This is a genomic window from Kribbella sp. NBC_01505 (assembly GCF_045040285.1).
Taxonomy (GTDB): Bacteria; Actinomycetota; Actinomycetes; order Propionibacteriales; family Kribbellaceae; genus Kribbella.
In genome coordinates this window covers 3927584-3952298 of the sequence record NZ_CP109425.1, presented here as the reverse complement: position 1 = coordinate 3952298, position 24715 = coordinate 3927584, and the positions used below count along the sequence as shown (strand labels likewise).

General features: G+C 68.2%; 24 protein-coding genes, 1 tRNA gene and 1 other RNA gene. 12 read left to right on the top strand and 14 right to left on the bottom strand.

Annotated features, from left to right (window positions below; all coding sequences use genetic code 11):
• Window positions 1-65 precede the first annotated feature (65 nt).
• Window positions 66-383: an ArsR/SmtB family transcription factor gene (locus OG474_RS18755; RefSeq protein ID WP_405063618.1), complete on the top strand. Its 318-nt coding sequence runs from the start codon at window positions 66-68 to the stop codon at window positions 381-383.
• 66 nt (window positions 384-449) lie between these two features.
• A complete protein-coding gene (locus OG474_RS18750; RefSeq protein WP_405063617.1) occupies window positions 450-1046 on the top strand; it encodes a dihydrofolate reductase family protein in 597 nt (198 codons plus the stop codon).
• On the opposite strand, the gene OG474_RS18745 is transcribed toward OG474_RS18750, so the two are convergent.
• Window positions 932-2140 carry an MFS transporter gene (locus OG474_RS18745; RefSeq protein ID WP_405063616.1) on the bottom strand — a complete coding sequence of 403 codons (1209 nt, stop codon included), beginning with the start codon at window positions 2138-2140 and terminating at the stop codon, window positions 932-934. The genes OG474_RS18750 and OG474_RS18745 overlap by 115 nt on opposite strands.
• A gap of 86 nt (window positions 2141-2226) precedes the next feature.
• On the opposite strand from OG474_RS18745, the gene dinB reads away from it, so the two are divergent.
• Both dinB and OG474_RS18735 read left to right on the top strand, forming a co-directional pair.
• A complete protein-coding gene (dinB, locus tag OG474_RS18740; protein WP_405063615.1) occupies window positions 2227-3441 on the top strand; it encodes a DNA polymerase IV in 1215 nt (404 codons plus the stop codon).
• A 155-nt stretch (window positions 3442-3596) separates the two neighbouring features.
• Window positions 3597-4181 carry a hypothetical protein gene (locus OG474_RS18735; RefSeq protein WP_405063614.1) on the top strand — a complete coding sequence of 195 codons (585 nt, stop codon included), beginning with the start codon at window positions 3597-3599 and terminating at the stop codon, window positions 4179-4181.
• Here OG474_RS18735 and OG474_RS18730 read toward each other — a convergent pair whose 3' ends face one another.
• The 6 genes from OG474_RS18730 to OG474_RS18705 form a co-directional block, all read right to left on the bottom strand.
• The gene (locus OG474_RS18730) at window positions 4182-4832 is read right to left on the bottom strand and encodes a hypothetical protein (RefSeq protein WP_405063613.1); all 651 of its coding nucleotides are present in this window, start codon (window positions 4830-4832) and stop codon (window positions 4182-4184) included.
• Between the two features lie 28 nt (window positions 4833-4860).
• Window positions 4861-5505: a DUF5063 domain-containing protein gene (locus tag OG474_RS18725; RefSeq protein ID WP_405063612.1), complete on the bottom strand. Its 645-nt coding sequence runs from the start codon at window positions 5503-5505 to the stop codon at window positions 4861-4863.
• Window positions 5498-6097 carry a recombination mediator RecR gene (gene recR / locus OG474_RS18720; protein ID WP_391547481.1) on the bottom strand — a complete coding sequence of 200 codons (600 nt, stop codon included), beginning with the start codon at window positions 6095-6097 and terminating at the stop codon, window positions 5498-5500. Before recR ends, OG474_RS18725 begins: the two co-directional genes overlap by 8 nt.
• Before the next feature lies 1 nt (window position 6098).
• Window positions 6099-6527, bottom strand: coding sequence for a YbaB/EbfC family nucleoid-associated protein (locus OG474_RS18715; RefSeq protein ID WP_405063611.1), 429 nt, complete (start codon window positions 6525-6527; stop codon window positions 6099-6101).
• A 204-nt stretch (window positions 6528-6731) separates the two neighbouring features.
• Entirely contained in the window at window positions 6732-7358 is a 627-nt protein-coding gene (locus OG474_RS18710) for a LysE family translocator (protein WP_405063610.1), read from the bottom strand.
• A 55-nt stretch (window positions 7359-7413) separates the two neighbouring features.
• Window positions 7414-10071 carry a DNA polymerase III subunit gamma and tau gene (locus OG474_RS18705; RefSeq protein ID WP_405063609.1) on the bottom strand — a complete coding sequence of 886 codons (2658 nt, stop codon included), beginning with the start codon at window positions 10069-10071 and terminating at the stop codon, window positions 7414-7416.
• 88 nt (window positions 10072-10159) lie between these two features.
• On the opposite strand from OG474_RS18705, the gene OG474_RS18700 reads away from it, so the two are divergent.
• Complete coding sequence (locus OG474_RS18700) at window positions 10160-10975, top strand: hypothetical protein (protein WP_405063608.1); 816 nt, start codon at window positions 10160-10162, stop codon at window positions 10973-10975.
• A gap of 1330 nt (window positions 10976-12305) precedes the next feature.
• Here OG474_RS18700 and OG474_RS18695 read toward each other — a convergent pair.
• Entirely contained in the window at window positions 12306-13931 is a 1626-nt protein-coding gene (locus tag OG474_RS18695) for a long-chain fatty acid--CoA ligase (RefSeq protein ID WP_405063607.1), read from the bottom strand.
• Between the two features lie 127 nt (window positions 13932-14058).
• Here OG474_RS18695 and OG474_RS18690 point away from each other — a divergent pair, with 127 nt between their 5' ends.
• From OG474_RS18690 to OG474_RS18680, 3 genes are read left to right on the top strand one after another with little or no spacing between them, the layout of a single operon-like run.
• The gene (locus tag OG474_RS18690) at window positions 14059-14538 is read left to right on the top strand and encodes a MarR family winged helix-turn-helix transcriptional regulator (RefSeq protein ID WP_405063606.1); all 480 of its coding nucleotides are present in this window, start codon (window positions 14059-14061) and stop codon (window positions 14536-14538) included.
• Window positions 14539-14557: 19 nt separating this feature from the next.
• Complete coding sequence (locus OG474_RS18685) at window positions 14558-14953, top strand: SRPBCC family protein (protein ID WP_405063605.1); 396 nt, start codon at window positions 14558-14560, stop codon at window positions 14951-14953.
• Window positions 14954-14981: 28 nt separating this feature from the next.
• Complete coding sequence (locus tag OG474_RS18680; RefSeq protein WP_405063604.1) at window positions 14982-15830, top strand: alpha/beta fold hydrolase; 849 nt, start codon at window positions 14982-14984, stop codon at window positions 15828-15830.
• On the opposite strand, the gene nadE is transcribed toward OG474_RS18680, so the two are convergent.
• Both nadE and ffs read right to left on the bottom strand, forming a co-directional pair.
• Entirely contained in the window at window positions 15823-16641 is an 819-nt protein-coding gene (gene nadE / locus OG474_RS18675; RefSeq protein ID WP_405063603.1) for an ammonia-dependent NAD(+) synthetase, read from the bottom strand. The genes OG474_RS18680 and nadE overlap by 8 nt on opposite strands.
• Window positions 16642-16666: 25 nt before the next feature.
• Window positions 16667-16763, bottom strand: an RNA gene (gene ffs / locus OG474_RS18670) — signal recognition particle sRNA small type.
• A 106-nt stretch (window positions 16764-16869) separates the two neighbouring features.
• Here ffs and OG474_RS18665 point away from each other — a divergent pair.
• A complete protein-coding gene (locus OG474_RS18665) occupies window positions 16870-17685 on the top strand; it encodes a TIGR03620 family F420-dependent LLM class oxidoreductase (protein WP_405063602.1) in 816 nt (271 codons plus the stop codon).
• Here OG474_RS18665 and OG474_RS18660 read toward each other — a convergent pair.
• Window positions 17678-18304: a CatB-related O-acetyltransferase gene (locus OG474_RS18660; RefSeq protein WP_405063601.1), complete on the bottom strand. Its 627-nt coding sequence runs from the start codon at window positions 18302-18304 to the stop codon at window positions 17678-17680. The two genes, OG474_RS18665 and OG474_RS18660, sit on opposite strands and share 8 nt — an antisense overlap.
• Window positions 18305-18383: 79 nt before the next feature.
• Between OG474_RS18660 and OG474_RS18655 the strand changes: the two genes are divergently transcribed.
• Window positions 18384-18471 (top strand) — tRNA-Ser (locus OG474_RS18655).
• A 133-nt stretch (window positions 18472-18604) separates the two neighbouring features.
• On the opposite strand, the gene OG474_RS18650 is transcribed toward OG474_RS18655, so the two are convergent.
• Window positions 18605-19849 carry an aminotransferase class I/II-fold pyridoxal phosphate-dependent enzyme gene (locus tag OG474_RS18650; protein WP_405063600.1) on the bottom strand — a complete coding sequence of 415 codons (1245 nt, stop codon included), beginning with the start codon at window positions 19847-19849 and terminating at the stop codon, window positions 18605-18607.
• Window positions 19850-20018: 169 nt separating this feature from the next.
• Here OG474_RS18650 and OG474_RS18645 point away from each other — a divergent pair, with 169 nt between their 5' ends.
• Together OG474_RS18645 and OG474_RS18640 are read left to right on the top strand one after the other, a co-directional pair.
• Window positions 20019-21029, top strand: a complete 1011-nt coding sequence (locus OG474_RS18645; RefSeq protein WP_405063599.1) for a LacI family DNA-binding transcriptional regulator — start codon at window positions 20019-20021, stop codon at window positions 21027-21029.
• On the top strand, window positions 21029-22243 hold the full coding sequence (locus OG474_RS18640) for an MFS transporter (RefSeq protein WP_405063598.1): 1215 nt from the start codon (window positions 21029-21031) through the stop codon (window positions 22241-22243). The genes OG474_RS18645 and OG474_RS18640 overlap by 1 nt, the downstream gene beginning before the upstream one ends.
• Here the strand turns inward: OG474_RS18640 and OG474_RS18635 are convergent.
• Both OG474_RS18635 and OG474_RS18630 read right to left on the bottom strand, forming a co-directional pair.
• Window positions 22236-23468 (bottom strand): DUF2201 family putative metallopeptidase, encoded by a 1233-nt coding sequence (locus OG474_RS18635; protein WP_405063597.1) that lies wholly within the window; start codon window positions 23466-23468, stop codon window positions 22236-22238. The genes OG474_RS18640 and OG474_RS18635 overlap by 8 nt on opposite strands.
• The gene (locus tag OG474_RS18630; protein ID WP_405063596.1) at window positions 23465-24682 is read right to left on the bottom strand and encodes an AAA family ATPase; all 1218 of its coding nucleotides are present in this window, start codon (window positions 24680-24682) and stop codon (window positions 23465-23467) included. The genes OG474_RS18635 and OG474_RS18630 overlap by 4 nt, the downstream gene beginning before the upstream one ends.
• Window positions 24683-24715 lie beyond the last annotated feature (33 nt).

The window sequence follows — 24715 nt, the reverse complement described above, 5'->3', positions numbered from 1 at the left end:
CGCCGGAAACCGTCCGGTGGACTGGACCACTTGTTCATATAAGTCATCACTGAAACAATGCGGGCGTGCACGCCTTCGACATCCTCGGCGATCCGGTCCGGCGCCGGATCATCGAGTTGCTGGCCGACGGCGAGCTGCCGGCCGGCAGCATCGCGGCGACGATCCACGCGGAGTTCGGGATCAGCCAGCCGGCCGTCTCCCAGCATCTGCGGGTGCTGCGCGAGAACGGGTTCGCCACCGTCACCGTGGCCGGCACCCGCCGCCTGTACGCCGTCGCCCCGGAACCGCTGCGCGAGATCGACGGCTGGCTGGACCGGTACCGCAAGTTCTGGGACAACCGGCTGGACGCGCTCGAGACCGAGATCCGTCGCGGCCGCCGCTGAAATTTCGAAACCTTCCGCCCACTCCCTGCATCGAGCATGTAGACGACGATGGAGGGGGCGGCGCGGATGCGAGCGATCATTGCGAATCTGTGTATGTCGGAAGACGGGATCGTGGACCGGCCGGAGCGGTGGCTACCAGCGCCGGCACTGGGCGGTGTGATCGACGAACTGTCCGCGGGCACGGACACAGTGCTGCTGGGACGCCGCACCTATGAGCAGTACGCCGGATCGGTCGCGGGACTGCGTTCGGTCCGCAAGCTCGTGCTTGCGTCGACTCCGGTGGCCTACCAGCCGCACAGCGAGGTTCTGAAAGGCGATCCGCGCCGAGTGCTCGCGGCCTTGAAGCAGGTGCCAGGTCCCGACCTGCATGTGATCGGCAGCCTGGCTCTGATCCGGTCCCTGCTGCGGTGGCGGCTCCTGGACGACGTCACCCTGCAGATCCACCCGGTCCGCGCCGGTCAGGGCACTGCGCTGGACCGACGGTCCTTCAAGCTCATCTCTTTGTGTGCTGGTGCTGCCGGCACCCTGGAGGCGGGCTACAAGGTGCACTACGCCGCGACCGGAGCACTCTCGAGTGTGGAGTCGACCGGCCGATGGGGTGGCACCCGCAAGACCGCCACCGTGCCGAGTACGCCGAGGACCGCCATCAGCGCCCACGCGTAGCGGACTCCGAAGCTCTCCACGACCGCACCACCGACAGCCGACCCAGCCGCCGAGCCGATCATCCCGCCGCTCAAGACCCAACCGAACATCTCGGTCCGCGCCGCGGCCGGGGTGATCGCGCCGAGCCGCTCGTACAGTGCACCGACCGTCGGCGCGATCAGACAACCGGCCGCGAACAGGGCGATCGCCAGCGCGACCACTGAGGCGGTCGCGAACACGCAGCCGGCCGCGAGCACGGTGAAGACCAGCATCCGCCGCCAGACATAGGAAGCGCGGCCGCCTGGCAGCGCACCGCCGACCAGTCCACCGATCAGACTGCCCAGTGCGGCGACCGTCTCGAGGATTCCGGCGATCAGTCGATTGCCGTGCTCGTCCGCGAACGCGACGATGCCGAGCGACATGGACGCGAACCCCATCACCATGAAGCCGAAGGCGATCACCAGCGGCAGCCGATGACGATGCCAGAGCAGCTCGCGCGCGGTGATTCGCTTGGCCTCGATCGTCTCCCGGATCGCTGTGGACTGCTGCTTCAGCCCGAACCACCAGATCGCTGCGGCTGCCAGAACCGCGCAGACCAGCAGACCGGCGCGCGGACTGGCGATGCTGACGATGACTGCGCCGAGCATGGGGCCGATGACGAACAGCAGCTCGGTGGCTGACGCGTCGAGGGCGTAGAGCACGCGTAGCCGTCCGCCCTGCACCAGGCGCGGCCAGGCGGCGCGTGACGTCGAGGCGACCGGAGCTACGCAGAGACCTGCCAGGGCAGCGGCCACCGGCAGCACTCGGTACCAGCCGTAGGGCAGGAGAGCGGTCACGGCCATCATCAGGGCCCATGCCGTGCCGGTCACGATGACGACCCGGCGAGCACCCCTACGGTCGGCGAAACGGGCCCAGACGACGCTGGCGACCGCCGTACCGATGGAGTAGGCACCGGCGACCACTCCGGCCCAGCCGAAGTTGCCGGAGGCGTCCTTGGCCAGGAACGCGAGCGGGACCATCGTCGCCATCACCGGCATCCGCGCGGTCAGCGCCGCGGCGAGCAGCGTCATCACACCAGGGGTCCGCCACAGGTCGCGATACGCGGTCAGGTCCATGGGGATGATTCTGTCCTGACAAACTCGCGCGGCGCCTCGGGATTTCTCCCTATCTTGTTCTCCTGAGAGTATGCGAACATGTGTTCGTGACGGCCCTCGGATCGGCGACTGCGGCGACTGCGGCGACGATCCTGCATGCCGACCTGGACGCGTTCTACGCGTCGGTCGAGCAGCGGGACGATCCGCGGCTGCGCGGCCGCCCGGTGATCGTCGGGGCCGGCGTCGTGCTCGCCTGCAGCTACGAGGCCAAGGCCATGGGTGTGCGCACCGCGATGAACGGCGGCCAGGCGCTCCAGCGCTGCCCCGGCGCGATCATCGTCGAGCCGCGGATGTCGGCGTACTCGGAGGCCAGCAAGGCAGTCTTCAAGGTCTTCGAGGACACCACGCCACTGGTCGAGGGGCTATCGATCGACGAGGCGTTCCTGGACGTCGGCGGGCTCGGGAAGATCTCCGGTACGCCGGTGGCGATCGCTCGGCAGTTGCGGGCCGATGTACTGGCACGGGTCGGGTTGCCGATCACCGTCGGGGTGGCGCGGACGAAGTTCCTCGCGAAGGTGGCGAGTGGGATCGCCAAACCGGACGGCCTGCTCGAGGTGCCACCGGCGTACGAGCTGGAGTTCCTGCATCCACTGGACGTCTCGCGGTTGTGGGGAGTCGGCGAGGTGACCGCCGAGAAGCTGCGGACCCGCGGGCTGACGAAGGTCGGGGACGTCGCGCAGTTACCCGAGGCCGCGTTGGTCGCGATGCTCGGCCGGGCTTCGGGGCGGCATCTGCATGCCCTGGCGCACAACCGCGATCCACGACCGATCGAGGTCGGGCGTCGACGGCGGTCGATCGGTTCGCAGCGGGCACTCGGGCGGTCGCGGAAGTCACCGGCGACGCTGGACGCCGTACTGGCGGGGCTGGTCGATCGGGTCACCCGCCGGATGCGATCCGCTGGCCGGTCCGGGCGGACGGTGACGTTGCGGCTGCGCTTCGACGACTTCACTCGCGCGACGCGGTCCCATACGTTGCCTCAGGCAACTGATCAGACGCGGGCCGTGCTGATCACCGCCCGGGCGCTGTTCGCTGCCGCGCAACCGTTGATCAGCTCCCAGGGCCTCACGATGATCGGCATCTCCGTCGGCAACCTGGAGAACGAGGCCGCTGTGCAGCTGGCCCTCCCCTTCGACAAGGCCGCCAACAACGAACTCGACGCAGCCCTCGACGACGTCAAGGACAAGTTCGGCGCCAACGCGATCACCCGCGGCGTCCTCCTCGGCCACGACCAAGGCCTGGTGATGCCGATGCTGCCCGATTAGGCAGCATCTAAAGGCGTCGTCAACGCCCACTAGCACCCCGCGCGGACCGGCCCCCACTCACCAACCCCGGCGGCATCTACTCGCGACGCTCAGCCGACCCCGGTCACACCCACTTGGTGAGCGGCGCAGCTCCGCCCTCTGACAGAGTTGACCTCGTGATCTCGAAGGCGCAGTTGACGGTTCGGTCAGTGATGTGGGCGATCGTGCTGCCGGTGGCGATGTTCGCGGCCACCACGGTGACGCTGTGGTCGTTGTGGATCGGCGTGGTCTGCAACCTGGCGGTTCTTGCGGTGACGGCGACTCTCATTGGATACAAGTGGGGCCGCGCCGGCGCAGCGACGCTGGCCGCGGTACTGATCGGCGCACTGATGCTGTTCGCGGGGCCGGCCGTCTACGACCTCTATCTGAAGAGCGTGGGCAAACCGGTCGCCGTGGAGGTGACCAAGGTGGTCGACGAGGACAACCGGCGCGGTAATGACTTGGTCTGCACCGTCAAGGAGCTCGGCGGTCAGCAGCGGGAACACGTGCTGACGCAGCGCGAGAACTGTTGGGAGCAGTTCCGGGCCGGCGACCGGACCGAGATCCTGGTGGATCCGCTGGGAATCCTAAAGCCCCGCTTGGCGGACGCCCCCGGAAAGGACCCCGACCCCACCCTCGCTATCACCGCCGGCCTCACCGGCCTGACCGCACTCACCATCTTCTACGGCAGCAGACGCCGCCGCACCCGACCTGCGCACTGACTACGAGCGTGGGTAGCCGATTTCGGCGATGCCTTCGGCGAGGTCGGCAAGGCGGCGTTCGGGGTTGAGCGAGGTGACCACGTACTCGGTCAGGGGCATCAGGGCGTAGACGTGCCGGATCGGTTCGATGTCGAGCTTCACGTCGAAGTAGTCCTCGGCGAAGGTCAGGTACGCCTCCGGCCGGCCGTCGGCGAGTAGCTTGAACAGGTACTCCGCACCGTCCAGCGCACCATCGACCGGGCCGGTCCGCCACGCGTCGTCGGCTGTGGTCCGCCAGAAGCAGACTGTCGCGCGCGGAACACCTTGATCCGCGAACGCCGGCTCGTCGCGGGCCGCATGGAAGACCTCGGGGACACCATCGAGCAGGCCGGGCCAGAGCTTGTTGTTGTGCAGCCACGGCGAGATCGGCGAATCGTGGTCGAAGCCGTAGGCGAAGGCGCCTTCGGGGGAGAACACGATCGAATACTCGTTACCCGAGCCGTCGCGCATCAGCGCGGCTTCCTCGGTCTCCGACCAGCGGGAGTCGAACGCGAAGAAGGGCAGCATGTCGTCGCCGCCGTCCAGCACGAGATCGAGAACGGCGAGCGCGCGGCTGACCCGGCGGACCGCGCCGATATCGGGCAGTCGCCGGATCACTTCATGAACGGACATCTGGACATTGTTCCCGATGTCATGCGGGTTATCGCCGCTGAACGGCTTCCTCGGCCACCTCAACCAGTTCACGGTCGGTGGCTTCGGTCTCCGGGTCGTGGGCCGGCTCCAGCCGATCGTGCGCGATCAGCGACTGGATCGCCCGCAGTACGGCGCTCGCGGCCGCGCCCCAGGTGGACACGTACGAGAACTGCCACCACCACAGCGCCTCGACGATCCGGCCCTCTTCGTAGTGGGCCAGACCGTGCACGAGGTCGGTCGCGATCGCGGTCAGGTCGTCGGAGAGCCGGTTGACGGTGATCTCCGGGGGTGCGGCGTACGGGTCGAAGACCTCGGCGTACTCGTCGAGGCCCTCGAAGAGCACGGCCAGCCGGTCGCGCATCGCGTCCAGATCCGGGTCGGGGCCCGCGTCGGACTCGAAGCGCTCCTCCGGCACGAAGTCCTCGAACGCGCCCAGACGGCCGCCGGCCAGCAGCAGCTGGCTGACCTCGAGGAGCAGGTACGGCAACGAGGCGAGTCCCTCGTCGATCCCCTCCTCGTCCGGCTGCGCGGCGATGTCGCGCACCGAGATCAGGAAGCTCTGCACCTGGTCGGCGATCTGCTCCGCGAACTCGGCGAGGTCGCCGGAGTCGGCGCTCAGCGCGCGCTCTGCAATATCGGTTGATTCAGTCATCGATCGATCGTCGCCCTTCAAACGCCCGTCCGAGTGTGACCTCGTCGGCGTACTCGAGGTCACCGCCTACTGGAAGTCCACTAGCCAATCGAGTCACGCGCAAGCCCATGGGCCGCAGCAAGCGGCTCAGGTACGTCGCCGTCGCCTCGCCCTCGAGGTTCGGATCGGTGGCGAGGATGATCTCCATCACCTCTCCACCGGCCAGCCGCTGGAGCAGCTCCTTGATCCGCAGCTCGTCCGGCCCGATCCCCTCGATCGGCGAGATCGCCCCGCCGAGCACGTGGTACCGGCCACGGAACTCGCGGGTGCGCTCGATCGCGACCACGTCCTTGGCCTCTTCGACCACGCAGATCAGGCTCAGGTCCCGGCGCGGGTCACGGCAGATCCGGCACTGCGGCTCCTCCGCGACATTGCCGCAGATCTCGCAGAACTTGACCTTCTCCTTGACCTGGATCAGCACATGCGCCAGCCGCCGTACGTCGGTCTCGTCGGACGCCAGCAGGTGGAACGCGATCCGCTGGGCGGACTTCGGACCGACTCCCGGCAACCGGCCGAGCTCGTCGATCAGGTCCTGGACGGCGCCTTCGTACACGTCAGACCGGGTTCTGGCCGGGCGGACCGGACGGCTTGGTGAAACCGATCCCGCCACCCGGCAGCTCCGGGCTCGCCGGGGCGTCACCGAACGGCGACTCGCCGCCGAACCCGGGGATGCCACCGGCCAGCGGGCCCATCGCCTGCGCGGCGGCGGCCTTCGCGTTCTCCGAGGCGTCCCGGACCGCGGCGACGACCAGATCGGCCAGCGTCTCGGTGTCCTCCGGGTCGACCGCATCCTTCTTGATGTCCAGGCTGAGCAGCTCGCCCGTGCCGGACACCACCGCGGTCACCAGCCCGCCACCTGCCGAGCCCGAGACCTCCTGGGTCTCCAGATCGGCCTGCGCCTTCATCAGCTGGTCCTGCATGGCCTGGGCCTGCGCAAGCAGGTTGGACATGTCGAAACCGCCGGAACCGCCACCGTCGAACACGCGATCTCCTCGTCGAGCCGCCACCGAATTCTTCGACCAACCCTAGCCGGTCGCCTCGACATCCCTTCGATCCCCCGGAAACCGACCAGTCTCCCCAAGTTTTCCACAGGCCTGTGAACATCTCCGTGCACAGGCCTGTGGAACTTGTGGGAACCCGCTCCACTTGTCCACAGCTCCCGTGCACAACCGGTGGAAATCAGCCGATCATCGCTGCAGCGCCAGGCGGGCCCCCAGGCCGATGAACAGCCCGCCCGTCGTCGCGTCGATCCCGCGCCGGACCCGCTCCCGGCTCCGCAGCCAGCCGCCGATCCGGCCTGCCGTCACCCCGACCGCGCCGTCCACCAGGAACTCGAGCACAACCAGCACCGCCCCGAGTACGGCGAACTGGACCCACAGCGGTCCCCGCGCCGGATCGACGAACTGCGGCAGGAACGCCAGCGTGAACGTCACCATCTTGGGGTTCACCAGGTTGGTCAGCAGCCCCATCGAGTACGCGCGCCGGCCCGACACCGCACCGGTTTCCGCGCCGTCGAAACCCTGACCCCGCTTGCGAATCAGCTGGATCCCCATGAACACCAGATAGGCGCCGCCGACAATCCGCGTCACCGCGAAGGCAGCCGGCACCGCCGCGAACAACGCCACCAACCCGGCCGCCGCCAGGGCCACGTGAATCACCTCGCTGGTAGCAACACCCGCCGTTGCCAGAATCCCGGCCCGGGCACCGCCCCGAATCCCACAGCCCAGCACGAACAACATGTCCGGACCCGGAACCACCATGGCCAGCAACGTGGTCAGTACGAATGCGACAAAGACCTGCTCATCGATAGGCACCCCACGATGCTCACACGACCAGGACTTGCCTGACGCGGTATTTCACGGCTCGGTACTACTTGGCTCCGTTGGTCTCTTCCAGGATGATCTCGGCGCCGAGGGTGTCCCGCAGGAGGTCCGTGTGCGACCGGGAATCTTCCTCGAGCACGACGTCGTCCTCGCCAATGGAGTCGGCCTCCTCCTCCGGCGTCAGGGGTGCCGCTTCCACCGCCGGCGCCGCCGCGCTCCGCCGCGCCTGCTCAGCCGCGACTGCTGCCTCAGCCGCTCGCCGCTTGCTGGCGGCCTGCTGCTTCCGGTCCACCTCGGTCGCTGCCGGTGCTTGGGCTGGGGCCGGAGTGCTTTGCTCCCACGCCTCCGGCTCCGGCGGTACGTCGTACGGATCAGGCGGCTCCTGCAAGGCCACCGCGGTGTCTGCCTCGGCACCCCAGGCGCCAGTCTTTGCTGCTTCGCCCACCGGCGCGGCCTGCGCCACCGGAGGCGGCGGAGCCTGGACCGGTACGTCGGCCCTCGCACTTGGTTGAGCCGCCGACGGCTGGCTCGCCGGGCCGCTGGGAGCGTTGCTCGGCGCTGCCGGAGCGCCACCACTGGGAGCGTTGCTCGGCGCTGCCGGAGCGCCACCACTGGGAGCGTTGCTCGGCGCTGCCGGAGCGCCACCACCGCCGGGACCACCCGCAGGCCCGGGCGAACCCGACCCAGCCGACGGTCCGCCGGCCCGAGGCCCGCCAGCACCAGCAGGCGCACCACCCGCACCCGGATCGGCCGACGGGTCAATCACGGCCTCGATCCGCCGGTTCAGCCCGATCGTGTCGATCATGGCCTGCCGCAGGATGTCCTCACTCCCGGACCGCGCAAAACTCTCTCGCGCGCCGGCATTCAGCAAACCCAACGTCAATGTCTGATCGTCGACCGCGATGACCTGCGAGTTCTGGCTCAGCATGATCCAGGCGAACCGCCGCTTGGCCTTCACGGCCTCCAACACCTGCGGCCACAACCGCCGCACATCCGCCAGCCCCACAGCCCCCACCGAAGGCGATCCCACCGGCGCACTAGGCGCAGCCGGCGCACTCACCGCCGGCACGCCACCACCCACCGGCTGCCCACTCCCAGCCGCGGGCTCATCCCCCCAAGCCCCCTGCCGCCCACCACCAGACGCAGAGCCAGCAGCACGCGTCGAAGCAGCAGCTCCAGTAGCCGGAGGCGCAGAGCTGACAGCACCAGTCGCGCTCCCGGAACCGGCATCTGCAATCGGTGCGTCCGTGCCAGCGGGAACCTCGGCCGGCGAGCCCGCTCCACCACCGGGCCCAGCCTGCTCAGCAGCACCTCTCGAGTTGTTCTCGGCGGCAGCGACGGGAGGCGGCACCGCATCATCCGCAGGACCAGTCGGCGCACCGACGGTCGGCCTACCAACGGGTGCTTCACCAGCAACCGGTGTACCGGGCGGTGGACCACCTGCGGCGGCTCGGGCTGCGGCTCGGCTGGAGGCTGCGTCGGGTGCGGGGTCGGCTGCGACTGTGTTGCCGCCGGGGTCGGCGGGGCCGGGGACGCCCATCGACAAGCGGCGCTCCATCCGGTCGAGGCGCGCTTGAATACCGTTCGTCGAATCGTCGGCGCCTGGGAGCAGCACCTTCGCGCAGATCAGCTCGAGCTGCAGCCGTGGCGCCGTGGCACCACGCATCTCCAACAGCCCGGCAGCAACGATGTCCGCGGCGCGTGTCAGCTCAGCCGGACCGATCCCGGCGGCCTGGGTCTGCAGCCGCTCGCCCTGATCCTCGGCAGCCTCGATCAGCCCGGAAGCAACCGCATTCGGCACGGCGGAGAGCACCACGAGATCCCGCAGCCGTCGCAGGAGATCCTCGGCGAACCGCTTCGGGTCCTGCCCGGTCTCGATCACCTTCTCGACCGTCTCGAACACGGTCTTGCTGTCATGCGCCGCGAACCCGTCCACACACGCATCCAGCAACGAATCCGGCGTGAACCCGAGCAGCGCGACCGCCAGCTCGTACGTCACCCCAGCCGGCCCCGCACCACCGATCAACTGATCGAGCACACTCAGCGAGTCACGCACCGACCCCGCGCCCGCGCGAACGACCAGCGGCAACGCGGCCGTCTCGATCGCGACACCCTCGGCCTCACACAGCGTCGCCATGTAGTCGCCGAGAACCTTCGGCGGCACCAGCCGGAACGGGTAGTGATGCGTCCGGGACCGGATCGTCCCGATCACCTTGTCGGGCTCGGTTGTGGCGAAGATGAACTTCAGATGCGGCGGCGGCTCCTCGACCAGCTTCAGCAGGGCATTGAAGCCCTGCGTGGTCACCATGTGCGCCTCGTCGATGATGTAGATCTTGTAGCGACTCTCGACCGGCGCGAAGAACGCCCGCTCGCGCAGGTCGCGCGCGTCGTCGACACCACCGTGCGACGCGGCGTCGATCTCGATCACGTCGATACTTCCCGGCCCGCCCCGCGCCAGGTCGGTGCAGGACTTACAGACCCCGCACGGCTCGGCGATCGGGCCCTTCTCGCAGTTGATCGCGCGAGCCAGGATCCGGGCGCTGGTGGTCTTGCCACACCCGCGCGGCCCGGAGAACAGATAGGCGTGGTTGACCCGGTTGTTGCTCAGCGCGTTCCGCAGCGGCGCGGTGACGTGCTCCTGGCCGATGACCTCGGCGAACGTCTCCGGGCGATACCGGCGATACAGCGCAAGGGGTGCTTCCACGCCGCAACCCTAGCGCCGCCCGCCGACAAAACCACCGTCGCCCGGATCAGCCCCGCGCGCCGGTCCCGGCCCCGCCTACGCTGAGGGGATGGGGTCCGGTGACGAGCGGTACGACGTGATGATCCAGCGCGCCCGTGAGCTGTTCCCGGCCGACGACCGGGTACTGGCCTGCTACCTGATCGGCAGCTACGCGACCGGAGCCGAGGACCGCTTCAGCGACCTCGACCTGCACCTCGTGGTCACGGACGCGAGCATCGGCTGGTTCGAGCAGCACTGGGACGACGTACTGCGGGAGCTCTCCGGACCGACGGTCTTCACCGAGCGCCTCGGCACCCTCGCCGGCGGACTCGGCATCACCCCGGACTGGCTGCACGTGGACCTGATCGCGCACCCGCTCGCCTCGTTCGACCGCTTCCAGTACGACGGCGTCCGGGTCCTGTTCGATCGCGACGGCACCTTGTTCCCGGACGGCGACCAACCTGCTCAGCACGGTCGCCCCGGCACGCCGTACTGGCCGGAGTCAGTCGTGCAGATGTGCTTCTACTTCCTCGGCAACCTGGTCACCGTCCTCGGCCGCGACGAGCGCATCGCCGCCAGCCAGGGCGTCGGCGTAGTGCGGGACCAACTGATCCGCCTGATGCTCGCCGAGCGCGGAGTACGGCGTACCGGCGGCGCCAAACGGCTCAACGCCCTGCTGTCCGCGGAGCAACGCACTGTCCTGGAAGCCATCCCGCCGACCGGCACCGACCCGACCGACATCATCGCCGCCAACCAATACCTCTGCCGAGAAGTCCTCCGCCGCGGCAAAGCCCTAGCCGAACAAACCGGCGAACCGTGGCCCGCAGATTTCGTCAACGCCACCCTGGCCCACCTCCACCAACACTTCGGCGTCCCCTTCAACTGAACCACTACCCGCGACCGTCCGCTCTCACTATCCGGTGGATTTTCGTCGCCGAGTCCCCAAGATCCACCGGATAGCGGAGTACCTCAGCCATCTGCTCTGCTCGCCCTGCGCTGCAGTCGGCAGGCCCGCCAGGAAAGGGCGCCGGCTGACTGTTGTTAGGCGGTTATTCTTCGTCGCCTGCACCCGAAAAGGTTCCGATCACCGCTCAACAGAACATCACGTACGGACCACTGCCCGGAACTCGACAACCGGCGGTGTTCGGCTGCTGCCTTTGCAATCAACGTCCGAATGATCCGTACACCTGGCCCGCGGTTCTTTCGGACGTTGCGGAGTGGTTCGAGGTGCGCGCGATTGGTCGGCCAGCCGCGAAGGTTCAGCTGGCCGAGCGGCCTCGGATGACGAGGTTCACGGATGATTGCTGCCGGTATTTGGCAGTAGGTCTCCGTGAACCTGTGGCTGGGCGGGGCTTGTGCGTGTTTGCGGGGATCTGCTGCCGCTGGGAGGCAGTAGATCCCCGCAAAGAGAGCTGTGCCCCCGATTCGCGCCGCACCGGACAGGCCGGACACGTCGACGGTGGCTGGTCGCCGCGGCGGCCGATTTACTGAAGCGCTAGGCGGGCGTCGCCTGGGGCTGAGGGGGATGGCGAGGCCGGTGACCACGGTTGCGGTTGCTTGAGCTTCCGGGCTATGGCTGAGGTAGGTGAGGTGACGGTAGTCGGTAGGTTCAGGTCGCTTTTTTGGAACAAAGTGCCCTCCGCGAGTGAAGCCACCGTGCAATCAGCACTCGAGTGTGAGGACCGTGTCGCCGGATATCGATTTCCGGCGACATTCTCCTCACACTCGACGGTCCAGCCCTCACACTCGCACGGTGGCTTCACTCGCGGGGAGGCCCCGCCCTCGCCGATTGCCTGGCTAACCAGTCGCACTGGGAGTTATGCACCAGAATCAGAGTGCACAACCCCCAAGCTCGGTACCTAGCCAGCGAAATCGGGCAGAACAAAGCCATCAACCACCGCGACGGGTCAGCTGCCAAGCCTCCTGATCGTCGGCGGCAACCACAACCCGTCAGCCACAGGCAACGGGAACCGCGGTCACCGACCGCACCATCCCCCTCAGCCGAAGACCGCCCCAGCCACACTGCTTCAGTAAATCCGGCCGGAGCGGCGACCAGCCACCGCGTACGCCGTCGGCCGAATCCGAGCGGCCGGACGGCACGAGCACATCCGGGAAGGAGGGGTTCCTGTCCAGGCAAAGCCCTCAGCCACCGCGACCGACCACCTGTCGCGATATCGCAACAGGCACACAGAGGCAGTGAACTACCGCAAACCGGGTTACTCGAGGTGGTAGTTGGCGAAGCGGGTGCGGAGGTCTTTCTTGGAGAACTTGCCTACTGAGGTCTTCGGGACCTCGTCGATGAACTCGACCGCGTCGGGAAGCCACCACTTGGCGATCTGGGGGCGTAGGTAGTCGAGGATCTCTTCGGCGGTCACGGAGGAACCCTCCTGGCGGACGATGCAGGCCAGCGGGCGCTCGTCCCACTTCGGGTGCGGGACGCCGATGACGGCGGCTTCCTTGACGTCGGGGTGTGCCATCAACAGGTTCTCCAGCTCGACCGAGCTGATCCACTCGCCGCCGGACTTCACCAGGTCCTTCGTCCGGTCGACGAGGCGGACCGAGCCGAACTGGTCGATCGCCGCGACGTCGCCGGTCTTCATCCAGCCGTCCTCGGTGTTCAGCTGGACGCCGGCGTCGGGGCGGTAGTACTCGGCGGCGATCCAGGGGCCGCGGACCTGCAGCTCGCCGGTGGCCTCGTCGTCCCAGGGCAGGGTGGTGATCGAGCCGGGCTCGACGATCCGCACCTCGACGCCAGGCAGCGGTGTGCCGGCGCGGGCGCGGACGTGCGCCTGCTCCTCTTCGGGGAGGTGCGCGTATCTCGACGGGACGTGGGCGGCGGTCGCGACGGGGCTGGTCTCGGTCATGCCCCAGGCCTGCAGGATCGGCTTGCCCAGCTTGGCCCGGAACGCCTCGGACAGAGCCAGCGGCACCGCGGAACCACCACACGGGATGCGGCGGAGCTTGGGCAGCTCGACCCCATCGAGCAGCGGCAGTAGTCCTTGCCAAATGGTCGGTACGCCGGCTGTCAGCGTGACGTCCTGCTCTTTCAGCAGCTTGAGGATCCCCTGCGGGCTCATGTCCGGCCCCGGGAACACCAGGCTCGCTCCGGCCATCGGGGCCGCGTGGGCCAGGCCCCAGGCATTCGCGTGGAACATCGGCACGACCGGCATCACGGTGTCCGTCTCGGCCAGGCCGATCGCCGAGTTCGTCAGGACGCCGATCGAGTGCAGCCAGGTGGACCGGTGCGAGTAGACGACACCCTTCGGATTCCCCGTCGTACCGCTGGTGTAGCACATCGCGGCTGCCTGGTTCTCGTCCTCGACGTGGAACTCCACCGGCTGCGCGGCGGCCAGCAGCTCCTCGTAGTCGTGGAAGCGCGGGTCGTCCGGGACCTCGACGCCCGGTGCGCCCGGCGGGAGGTCGTCCATCACCACGACGTGTTTGAGCAGTGGCAGGCGGTCGAGCAGCGGCAGGAACAGCCCCAGCAGCGAGCGGTCGACGAAGACGACCTCGTCCTCGGCGTGATTGGCGATGTAGACGATCTGGTCCGGGAAGAGTCTGATGTTGAGTGTGTGCAGCACCCGGCCGGTGCACGGGGCGGCGAAGTACAACTCGAGGTGGCGCCCGGAATTCCAGGCGAAGGTGCCGACCCGGCCGTCGGCGGTGACGTCGAGCGTGTCCAGCACGCCGCCCAGGCGTCTGGTCCGCGCGGCCCACTCGCCGTACGTCATCGTCGTCGGCGCCGGACCGCCGGTGTGCACGGTCCGGTCCGGGAAGAACTGCTCGGCCCGGAGGAAAATCGCGTCCAGGGACAACTGGTAGTCCTGCATCAGACCCTTCATGCAGACACTGTGCCAGTCCCGATGTCGCATTGAAATGACCTCAGCAGGACTTTTTCCGGCACTCTTCCGGAACTCTCCAGGCATTCAGATAGATGACATGACATACGTGTCGTGTAATGTATCGGCCATGAAGGTACTGGAGGAGCTGCGTTATCTCGTGCTGGCGATCCAGCGCGAGGGCAACCGGCTGCTCGCCGCAGAGCTGCGCCCGTTGGGGATCACGCCTTCCCAGGCCGAGGTCCTGCGGGTGCTGCGCGACCACGGTCCGCTCACGCTGAACGCGCTGGGCGGCCTCCTGGTTTGTGAGACAGGTAACAGTCCGAGCCGCCTCGTGGACAGGCTCGTTGCCCAGGGCCTGGTGCAGCGCAGCGTCGACAAGGTCGACCGGCGCTACCTCGCGCTGACCCTCACCGCACCAGGCCGCGCCCTGCACCGCCGCGTCGTCACCGCGGAGAACCGGCTGCACCGGACCATCGACGGCCTGGTCGCGGACCGTGAGCTCGACGAGACGATCGCGACCCTCCGTGCCGTCGCCGACGGCTTCCCCGCCGGCGCCGCCCTGGCCCGCCGACGAGACCCCGGCCATGCCTTCGCCCAAGACAGATAGTCGTCCAGGAGAGATAGCTATGGAGCAAGCCACCGACACCATCCCGGCCGGTCCGACCGCGATCCGGCACGTGCTGCTGGATGCCCTCGACCTCCCGGAGTGGAACGAGGCCTTCCTCGCGATCGAAGGTCCCACCGCGCCCGAGCAGGGCTCCCGGTATGCGCTGCGGGTGCGCCCGGGTCTGTCCGGGGAGCTCGTCTACACGGCCGTCGAGGCGGAGCGGATCGAGATCACCTGGCAGGTCCCCGGCTTCCGCGAGGTCGGCACGTGGACCATCGGCCCGGACAGCCAGGTCACCCACACGTTCGAGCAGAGCGGCCCACTGGCGGCCGTCCTGCGCCCGGCGTACCGGAATATCGCCACCATTCGCCTGGCCCGCCTCTCCAACCGCCTCCGGGAACTAACCCATAGCTGACAGCGCGCCTGGCGCTTAAACTCCGCGCATGCTGATCGAGGTTCGCGGGACCAGGCTGTACGTCGACCAACGCGGTTCCGAGAGCGCACCGGCTCTGCTGTTTCTCCACGGCGGTCCAGGATCCGGCTCCTACGACTTCCTCTCCTTCCAGGGCGATCGCCTCGCTGAGCACTTCCACGTGATCGGCGTCGACCAACGCGGAGTCCAGCAGTCCGATCCCCTCACCGGACCGGTCAACGAGCTCGACCTGATCGCGGATTTCGAGGCCCTCCGCGAAACGCTGGGCCGGGAGCGCTGGTCCATCCTCGGCCACTCGTTCGGCGGTCGCCTGGCCCTCCGGTACGCCGTTGCCCACCCTGACGCCGTCACGAAGGTCGTCTTCGAGAACCCGGCCTGGGACGTGCTGCTCAACTCGGAGACCCTGGTCCGGGCGGCCCAGCGAATCGCTCCCGACATCCAGCTCCCACCCCACGACGGCCCGGCGACCAAGCAGATGTGGGACGAGCGGATCGCCCTGCTGCATCAGCTCGGCGAGCGCCGGATGGAGGTCTACCTCGGCCCGGACAGTCAGGACCTGGTTCTTCCGGCGGACACCGAGATCGCCGATGAGCTGCACGCGCGCTCCGGCAAGTTCTCCGAGGAGATCATGAAGACACCGGAGTTCCTGGAGTCGCTACAGCCGCTGCTGGCGCAGCTCACCCAACCAGCGTTGCTGATCAAGGGTGAGTACGACCCGGCCACCAGCCCGGAGGAGATCGCCCGGTTCCAGTCCGACGTACCGGATGGGACCTACTACTTCGCGAAAGGCAGTGGGCATTTCGTCCACGCCGAGGCGGCCGACGCCTACACCGAGCTCGTGACAGCCTTTCTCAACTGAAGGCGAGCGGTACGACGCGCTTGTGCGCCGTCCGGCGGTGGGTCGCGATGATCCTGCTCGCGGCCTTCTCGTCGACCTCACGGCCCTCGAGGAAGTCGTCGATCTCGTCGTAGGTGACGCCGAGGACCGCTTCGTCGGGGACGCCGGGGTTGTTGGTCTCGAGGTCCGCCGTGGGCACCTTGCCGGTGATCTCCGGGGACGCACCGAGGCGGGCGCCGACCTCACGGACCCGGCGCTTGGTCAGGCCGGAGAGCGGGGTCAGGTCGCACGCGCCGTCGCCGTACTTGGTGAAGAAGCCCATCACGGCCTCGGCCGCGTGATCCGTGCCGACCACCTGGCCGCCGCGCGCACCGGCGACGGTGTACTGCGCGATCATCCGCTGGCGTGCCTTGACGTTGCCGACGTGGAAGTCCTCGCGCTCCCCGAAGCCCGCGTGCCGAACCGAGTCGACCATGGCGTCGGTGGCCGGCTTCACATCGACCACGAGCGTCTCGTCGGGCCGGATGAACTCCAGCGACCGCTGCGCGTCCGCCTCGTCGGCCTGGACGCCGTACGGGAGGCGCATCGCGACGAACGTCGCCTGACCGCCCTCACCGCGGACCCGCTCGACCGCGAGCTGGCACAGCCGGCCGGCGGTCGCGGAATCGACGCCGCCACTGATTCCGAGCACGTACGTCGTCGCGCCCGTACGGCGGAGTTGGTCCGCGAGGAACTCGACCCGGCGCTCGATCTCGGTGTCCGGATCGAATGACGCCGGCACGCCCAGCTCGGCGATGATCAGTTCCTGCAGGTAGCGGATCTCGTCGCTCACTGATGCCTCCCCGACCGGGCCCGGACATAAGGATTCCCCGCGCACCCGGAAGAGCTCACTTACCCTTGCTGCCTTCCGGCCCTGGGGGAGTTGGGCGAGATACCGCCACGCGGGGAACCAAGGAAGAGTGTACGGGACTTCGGACACCGACCGGGAATCGGCCTCCTCCCGGCACGCTGTCAGCGAACACTCTGGCTCCCGGACCCCGCAGCGCCGCAAGCTGGGTATGTGACAGATCATCAATTTGGCAGGTTCGGGATCACGACCGGCCTGGACAGCAGCCCGGAATCGCTCGCGGCCGCGCAGGCCGCCGAAGAACTCGGCTACCCGGCGATCTGGCTGTCCGGCGGCCCACTCCCCGGACTGCAGACCATCACGGACCTGGTCGGCGCCACGGAGTCGATCAAGTTCACCACCGGAGTACTGGCAGTTGTCACCTACTCGGCCACTGACGTCGCAGCGACGTACACCGCGCTGGAATCGAGCGCGCCCGGTCGGTTCACGGTCGGTCTGGGCGGTGCGCACGGTCCACGGCCGGTCGAACGACTCACGGCGTACCTGAACGAGCTTAAGGTCCCCGTCGAGCGCCGGGTGCTCGCAGCGCTCGGTCCGCGGATGCTGGAGCTCGCCCGCGACCACTCCGCCGGCGCGTACCCGTTCCTCATCACCCCGGCGTACACAGCCGAGGCACGCCGGGTGCTCGGGCCGGACAAGCTGCTTGCGGTCAGCCACCTCGTCGTACGGGAGTCAGACGAGGACAGGGCGCGGGCGATCGCCCGGGACACCATCAGCTTCTTCACGACGATCCCCGCGTACGTCGCCTCGCTCGAACGGCAGGGATTCACTGCGGCGGACCAGGCCGCGCTGCCAGACCACATGATCGACGCGCTCGCCGCGTGGGGCTCCCCAGCCGACATCAAAGCCAAGCTGACCGAGCACCTGGCGGCCGGCGCGGACCACGTCGCCATCAACGTGATCACCGGCGTCACAGGCCCACAGCCCGTCGACCAGTGGCGAGCCCTGGCACCAGTCCTGCTTACGTAGCCTCCAGGTCCTCGATCCGGCCGGCCATGATCGCGCGGACGTTCGCACTGACCTTCTCGACCGGCCAGTCCCACCAGGCGATGCGCAGCAGCCGCTCCACGTCCTCGTCCGGGAACCGCCGGCGGATCAGCTTCGCCGGGTTCCCACCGACGATCCCGTACGGCGGTACATCGTCGACCACGACCGCACCGGACGCGACGATCGCCCCGTCCCCGATCGTCACCCCAGGCATCACCAGACTGCGGTAGCCGAACCACACGTCGTTCCCAACCACCGTGTCCCCACGCCCCGGCAGCCCGGTGATCAGATCGAAGTGCTCCGCCCAAGCCCCACCCATGATCGGGAACGGGAACGTCGACGGCCCGTCCATCCGATGGTTGGCGCCGTTCATGATGAACGTCGTGCCCTCACCCAGCGCGCAGTACTTCCCGATCCGAAGCCGCTCCGGCCCGTAGTGGTACAGCACATTGGTGCTCTCGAACGCCGCCGGCTCGTCCGGATCGTCGTAGTACGAGTAGTCGCCCACCTCGATCAGCGGCGACGTCACCACACCCTTCAGCAACACCACCCGCTCAACCGCAGGCATCGGGTACACAACATCCGGATCCGGAGCATCCACACCCAGACCCTAGACGCGAAGCCCGCTCGCCAGCCCCCGATTTCCACAACCAACACCGACTCGCGTATTCTCTCCGCTTGGAGGATTCGCCTAGTGGCCTAGGGCGCACGCTTGGAAAGCGTGTTGGGGGCAACCCCTCACGAGTTCGAATCTCGTATCCTCCGCCACTCTGAGAGCGGCCGATTGACCGGTGTTTCCGCTGGTCAGAGCGCAGTACGGCACTCGCAGGGGCTGAACAAAGGAAGGGCCGGTCGCATCACGCGACCGGCCCTTCTTCAGTGCAGGGTCTCAATGGGACTCTCAGGCGGACAGCAGCGCTTCTCCTGCGATGCCCTCGTCGGCAGGTCGGTCGGAGGCCAGGATGTCGGCGACGGCTTGGACCAGGCCGATGACGTCGGCCTCGGTCTGGTGGGCCGTGATGGCGATGCGGATGCCTGAGCGCTTGACCGGCACCGCGGGATAGCTCGCGGTGTTCACGAAGAACCCCGCCTCCTGGAGGCGACGGCCGACGAGGCATACCCCCTCGACAGTGTTGCCGGTGGTGACATAGCGGATCGGCGTCTCGGCTTGATTGACCACAGGTAACCGATGCGCCGCCGCTTCGGCGTTGAACAGCCGGATCAGGCTCAGGACGCGTGCCTGCACGGCGGAGTGTTCGGCTGACAGGTGCAGTCTGGCGGAGGCGAGGATTCCGGCCAGCATCGGCGGTGGCACCGGGCCGGAGAAGATCATCGGCCAGCCGACACTGAAGACCCGGTGCCGCATCGCGTCGTCCGGGAACGTCATCGCACCACCGGCGATGCCGAAAGACTTGTTCAGCGAGGCGATCATGACGGTCTTCTGCAAGGCGGTGGGGCTGAGCTGTTCCAGAGCATGACCTCGGCCGTGTCTGCCGGTCCACGAGATGGAGTGGGCGTCATCGACGTACAGCCAGAGCTTCGGATACCGCTCGGCCAGGATGCTCAGCTCTTTCGCGGGCAGGAAATCACCGAACATGCTGTAGAGGCCGTCCGCCATGTACCAGACCCGGTCGTACTGCTCGCTCAGCTGACGGATCCGGCGCTCCAGTACGTCGACGTCGCTGTGCGGGATCGCATGCACCGGGGCGTCGGCAAGTTTGACGGCCATCCGCACACTCCGGTGGACCTGCGAGTCGAGCAGTACGACATCTCCGGCGCCCACGAGGGTGGGGATGGCCGACATGTTGCCCATGCTGGTACTGGCGGAGATCGCCGTGGGTCGGCCGAACATCTCGGTCAGGGCCGCCTCGGCCGCAGGGTACTGCGGAGACGAAAGAAACGTCCTTGTGCTGGAGAACTGGGTGCCGTAGCGATGCACCGCCTCCGCAACCGCGGCCTTGAGCGCAGGATGCATCTCCAGCCCGGTATAGCCGCAGGAACTGAAGTTCACCGTCCTCCGGCCGTCGACTGTGACGATCCGGCCGTCGAGTTGCTCGTCCTCGGCGCTCGCATGGATCACCCCGAGCGCCTCGCCGATCGAGAAGATATCCATGACAACCTGAGAGGGGTCGTCGACTGCCGTCATCGTGGCCCTTTCTGAAAGACACCGAAATCTAGCCAGCGCAAGGCCCGACAGGTAAGCACATGCCTTTTCGGGCGTGCCCGTCGTCCCTATCGGCCCTTCAAGGTGGATACGCACTGGTGGGTTCTGCTGAGAGCGCTCTCGGGGCTAGGGTCCCGAGGCGTGGGGCGTGATGGAGAGGCGGGGTGTGATGGGTCGCTTGAGGCCGACGATTGAGGATGTTGCTCGGGCTGCGGGGGTTTCGCGGGCTACGGCGTCGCGGGTGATCAATGATGCGCCGGGGGCTTCGGGGGTGTTGCGGTCGCGGGTTCGGGCGGCGGTGGACGAGTTGGGGTATCGGCCTAACGAGACTGCTCGGGCGCTGGCGTCCGGGCGGCAGCGGACGGTTGATGTGATCGCGGTGACGTACGGGACGGGTAGTGGCTGGCTGGGGACTCATCCGTACTTCAGTCGGGTGCTGGCCGGCATGATGCCTGTGGTTGAGGGTGTCGGCGCGCAGTTGCAGTTGCACGCAGTGGGTCCGCTGGAGGCGGCCGGGGTCTTCGAGCGGATCGCTGCGAACACCAGTCTCGGGGCCGTTCTCGCGGACGTGACTCCGGAGTTGGCCACCCAGTTTCACCGCCACTGCCGCCGGACGGTGTCGATTGTGCCGACGGCGTCGTCAGTTCCGGGTATGGAGGCGGACAACGCGGGAGGCGCGTACGCGGCGGTCAGGCAGCTGCACGAGTTGGGCTGTCGCCGGATCGCCGCTATTCACGGTCCCGCGCTCAATCCGTGTGGCATCGACCGGCGGAGCGGATACCTGCGGGCAGTGCGGGAACTGGGCCTGACCGATATCAGCCTGTACGGCGACTTCCTCCGCGAAGGTGGTTATCGCGCGGCCCGGGAACTGCTCGAGCGCGACCCGGGCATCGACGGGATGTTCGTTGCCTGCGACCTGATGGCTGCTGGGGCCGTCCAGGCGATCACGGCCAGCGGCAGGCGTGTTCCCGAGGACGTGAGCATCATCGGCTTCGACGACAGCATTGCCGCGGTGTGCACCAATCCGCCGCTGACCACGATGCGGTTGCCGGTCGAGGAGATGGCCGCGGCCGCCACCCAGCTGCTACTGCAGGGGAATCCGGCACCTGGTTATCGCCGGCAGTTCCCGGTCGAGCTCGTCGTACGACAGAGCACCCGCTAGTGCCGCCGACGGCAGTTGCGCGTACGTCGGCGCTGCGGTTGACGCTCGCTTCCCCGTTGTACCGCGGCGCGACCGTTGCGCTGTTCCTGTCCGGCCTCGGGTTCTCGGCGGCCGCACCCCAGATCGCGTCGTTCCTGGTCAACAACCTCGGCGCCTCGCTGACCCAAGCGGGACTGTTCTATCTGACCAATCTGACCGCGCCGGTGGCCGGCTACCTGGTCGGTGCTCGGTCGGACCGCACGGGCGCACGTCTTGGCCTGTTGCGTGCCTGCGCCGTGGCAGGGTTCGCTGGCTGGGTGGGGATCGCGTTCTCGATCCACCTGTGGATGCCGTACGTGATCAGCGCGGTGGTGCTCGGCTTCGCCGGCGCCGCCACCTCCCAGCTCTTCGCGCTCCTCCACGACGAGCTGAAGGCTCACCCGGACCCGGGCAACGACGGCGTGGTCGCCATCGTGCGGATGGCCCTGACCGGCGGCTGGGTGGTCGGTCCGGTCGCCGGATCCTTCCTCGCAGCCCAGACCTCGCTACGGGCGATGCTGGTCGCGACGGCGGTCTGCACGCTGGTCCAGCTCGTTCCGCTCGCCGGGTTCAGAACGCCACCCGCCGCGATCACGAAGGAATCCGTTGCCCAAGGCCCCGGCCTGCGCGCGATGCTCCCGCTGCTGGCCTTCACTGCGCTCTACGTCCTGGTGTACGCCGGAGAGCCCGTCAAGTACGCGTATCTGCCGCTCTACATGAACGGGGAACGCGGATTCCCGTCCGGGCTCAGCGGAGCGATCATCGGCATTCAGCCACTGGTCGAGCTCGCCATCATGCCCGTGGTCGTCGTCGTGGCGCGCCGGGTCGCGATGATGAAGCTGATGGTGGTCGGCGCGGCATTCGGGGTCGCCGCCAACATCTGCTTCGCCACGACCGGCACTGCCGCCGGGTTGTTCGCCGGACAGATCCTGATGGGCGGCGTGTGGGGAATCTTCGCCGCCCTGGGAATCATCGTCGCGCAGCGCCTTCTCCCGACAGCCGTCGCCACCGCGTCCGCCATTTTCCTGAGCTCCACCGCGCTGGCCTCGGCTCTCGGCGGAGCGGCCGCCGGTATCGCAGCTGACAGCATCGGCCTGCCGCTGGTGTTCGTCGTACCGGCAGCTTTCGGCTTGCTCGCCGTCATCGGCCTCTCCGTCATGGCCCGCTCCCCCGCACACCGCGGGTCCATCAGTTGATGGTGATCACCCGGGCCCAGGAGGGTGGGTTGCCGGGAGTGTAGTCGGGGTCGTCCTCATCCTCGTCGGTTGCTGGGCGGGGGAAGAGGCCGACGACGGTGCGGCAAGCGGGTTGGGCGGAGGGCCAGGGGGTTTGGCCGTCGGTCAGGGCGACGATGACGTCGGGGCGGGTTCGGAGTGCTTCGGCGAACCCGGCGCGTAGGTCTGTTCCGCCGCCGCCGATCAGTTCCAGGTGCTCGGCCTGACAGAGCGGGACGGCCACGCCGGCTGTAGCGTCGCAGGAGATCACCGAGACCAGGTCGCGGCGGCCGCCGACTGCTCGCGAGATCGCTGCCACCTCCAGCAGTGCGCTGCCCAGCTCGGCGTCGCTGACGGACCCTGAGGTGTCGATCACGATGCAGACCCGGGGCGGCATCCGTCGCAGGCTTGGGAGCAGTACGCCGGGCAGCGCAGCCGAGCGTCGGGACGGGCGCCGGTAGCTGTGGTTGTCGCCCGCTCCCGACGCACTCACGGCGGAGCGGATCGCTGCTCCCAGTAGCTGCCGCCACGGCTGCGGTGGATGGAACGCCTCGTCTGCCCACCGGCGCCAGGCTTGCGGGGTGTCGCCCGGCCGGCCTTTGATTCCCTCGGCGACCCGGAAGCGGACTGCGTCGCGCTCCTGGCGGCTCAACCCGTGTGCGCCGTCCGGTCCGAGTTCCCATGGCCGGCCGTAGCCATCTGCTCCACTGCCGCAGTCCAGCCAGGCCGCCTCGACGGTCAGCCCGTACAGCGACGTACCGCGGAGGTATTCCTCCATCAGCAGGCCGACCGGGAGACCGAGCGGTGACGGGAGTAGCGCTCCGCTGGGTACGAGCAGGCCGTCGCCGTAGATGTCGTCGTTGATCTCCAGGTCGGCGGCGATGTTCCGCCGCAGCCGCTCGCCCGGCCCGTACTCCTCGTGCTCCCGTGCATACCGGTCGCCTCGGCCATGGTGATCTCGGAGCAGGTGGGAGACCTCATGCACCCAGACACCGGCCAGCTCCTCCACAGGAGTGCGCGCCACGAAGCCGGGAGAGACGTAGCAACGCCAGTGCGCATCCACGCCCATGGTCGGCACCGACCGGTCCTCCACTATCTGCAGCGCGAAGAGTGCGCCCGCCAGGTAGGGACGGACCTTCACCGCATGCAGCCGGGCGGTCAGCAGCTTCTCCATGTCCAGTGGCAGAGGTGCCACGGCCCCTGTCATCGGCCCACACCCGCTGTGACGCGCTCGACCGACTGGTCCGCCCGCCGGGCGATGTCGACCACCCCAGTGAGCCGTTCCACCTCCTCCGGCACCTCCCAGTCGTCGCGGCGCAGTGCGGCGAGTGCCATGGCCGGTGCGACCAGCAGATCCGGTACGCCGGTCTCCAGCGCCCGGATGAGCACCGCCCAACCCGCGTCCCAGCGCTCCCGCTGCGGCCGCGCTCCAATGGCGGCTACCACTGCCTCTAGCGCGGCCTGTCGCAGATCACCTCGCATGGGCAAATCGGCAGCGGACGGGTCGGCCAGCAGAGACTCCGGGTCTGGCAGCTCCATCCGGTCGAGATGAGCGAGCAGCTCGAGTCCCGGCCCGTCCCCCACCGCGCCCCGCACCAGTAGCGCCAATACCTCTCGGGAGACGGAGGCCGCCGTACCGAAGGCCAGCAGTGTCAACGCGGCCTCCCAGCTCCGCGGCGAGGGCCACGCACTGCCGCGTTTCGTCTCGGTGCTCGGCAGCCGGTGGATCAGCGTCGGCCTGGCTTCCAGAAAACTGCAGACTGCCCGCCGGGCGTACGCCACTGCCGCCGGCAGCTGCTCCGGAACCAGCATGGGCAGCTCGGCCCGCGGCCAGACACCGCCCAGCCCGCGCACTACCACCTCGCGGTCGTGCACCCAGTACAGATGCACGAACCGGTTCGCCAGCGGCGGGCTGAGCTCCCACCCGTCTGCGGCCGACGCGCGCGGGTTGGCAGCGGCCACGATCCGCACGCCTGGCGGTAGCTGCAGCGCCCCCACTCGCCGCTCCAGAACGACCCGGAGCAGTGCGGCCTGGACGGCCGGAGTAGCAGTGGAGAGTTCGTCCAGGAACAGCAGCCCGCGTCCGGCCCGAACGAGTTCCACCGCCCACTGCGGCGGAGCCATCGGCACGCCCTGCACGGTCGGGTCGTCGCCGACGATGGGCAGGCCGGAGAAGTCGGTCGGCTCGTGGACGCTGGCGATCACGGTCTTCAGCGGTAGGTCGAGAGAGGCGGCGAGCTGAGTCAGGGCAGCGGTCTTGCCGATGCCTGGTTCACCCCAGAGCAGTACGGGCAGGTCAGCCGCGACAGCCAGGGTGAGGGCTTCGAGCTGCTCGTCAGGACGCGGCTCAGTAGTAGTCGTGCGCAGCAAGGCCAGAAGGTCCTCGGCAACGTCGAGTCGGGGAAAAGTGGGCAGAGTCATATGCATCACCTGGAGTGTGATCAGGGACGGGCA

What these genes read in the sequence shown, in the direction of transcription:
- OG474_RS18745 (WP_405063616.1), bottom strand. Translation starts at nt 2,140, where the DNA reads ATGGACCTGACCGCGTATCGCGACCTGTGGCGGACCCCTGGTGTGATG.
- OG474_RS18630 (WP_405063596.1), bottom strand. Translation starts at nt 24,682, where the DNA reads ATGACTCTGCCCACTTTTCCCCGACTCGACGTTGCCGAGGACCTTCTG.
- OG474_RS18650 (WP_405063600.1), bottom strand. Translation starts at nt 19,849, where the DNA reads ATGACGGCAGTCGACGACCCCTCTCAGGTTGTCATGGATATCTTCTCG.
- OG474_RS18695 (WP_405063607.1), bottom strand. Translation starts at nt 13,931, where the DNA reads ATGAAGGGTCTGATGCAGGACTACCAGTTGTCCCTGGACGCGATTTTC.
- OG474_RS18725 (WP_405063612.1), bottom strand. Translation starts at nt 5,505, where the DNA reads ATGACTGAATCAACCGATATTGCAGAGCGCGCGCTGAGCGCCGACTCC.
- OG474_RS18685 (WP_405063605.1), top strand. Translation starts at nt 14,558, where the DNA reads ATGGAGCAAGCCACCGACACCATCCCGGCCGGTCCGACCGCGATCCGG.
- OG474_RS18730 (WP_405063613.1), bottom strand. Translation starts at nt 4,832, where the DNA reads ATGTCCGTTCATGAAGTGATCCGGCGACTGCCCGATATCGGCGCGGTC.
- OG474_RS18635 (WP_405063597.1), bottom strand. Translation starts at nt 23,468, where the DNA reads ATGACAGGGGCCGTGGCACCTCTGCCACTGGACATGGAGAAGCTGCTG.
- OG474_RS18680 (WP_405063604.1), top strand. Translation starts at nt 14,982, where the DNA reads ATGCTGATCGAGGTTCGCGGGACCAGGCTGTACGTCGACCAACGCGGT.
- OG474_RS18700 (WP_405063608.1), top strand. Translation starts at nt 10,160, where the DNA reads ATGGGGTCCGGTGACGAGCGGTACGACGTGATGATCCAGCGCGCCCGT.
- OG474_RS18645 (WP_405063599.1), top strand. Translation starts at nt 20,019, where the DNA reads ATGGAGAGGCGGGGTGTGATGGGTCGCTTGAGGCCGACGATTGAGGAT.
- OG474_RS18690 (WP_405063606.1), top strand. Translation starts at nt 14,059, where the DNA reads ATGAAGGTACTGGAGGAGCTGCGTTATCTCGTGCTGGCGATCCAGCGC.
- OG474_RS18750 (WP_405063617.1), top strand. Translation starts at nt 450, where the DNA reads ATGCGAGCGATCATTGCGAATCTGTGTATGTCGGAAGACGGGATCGTG.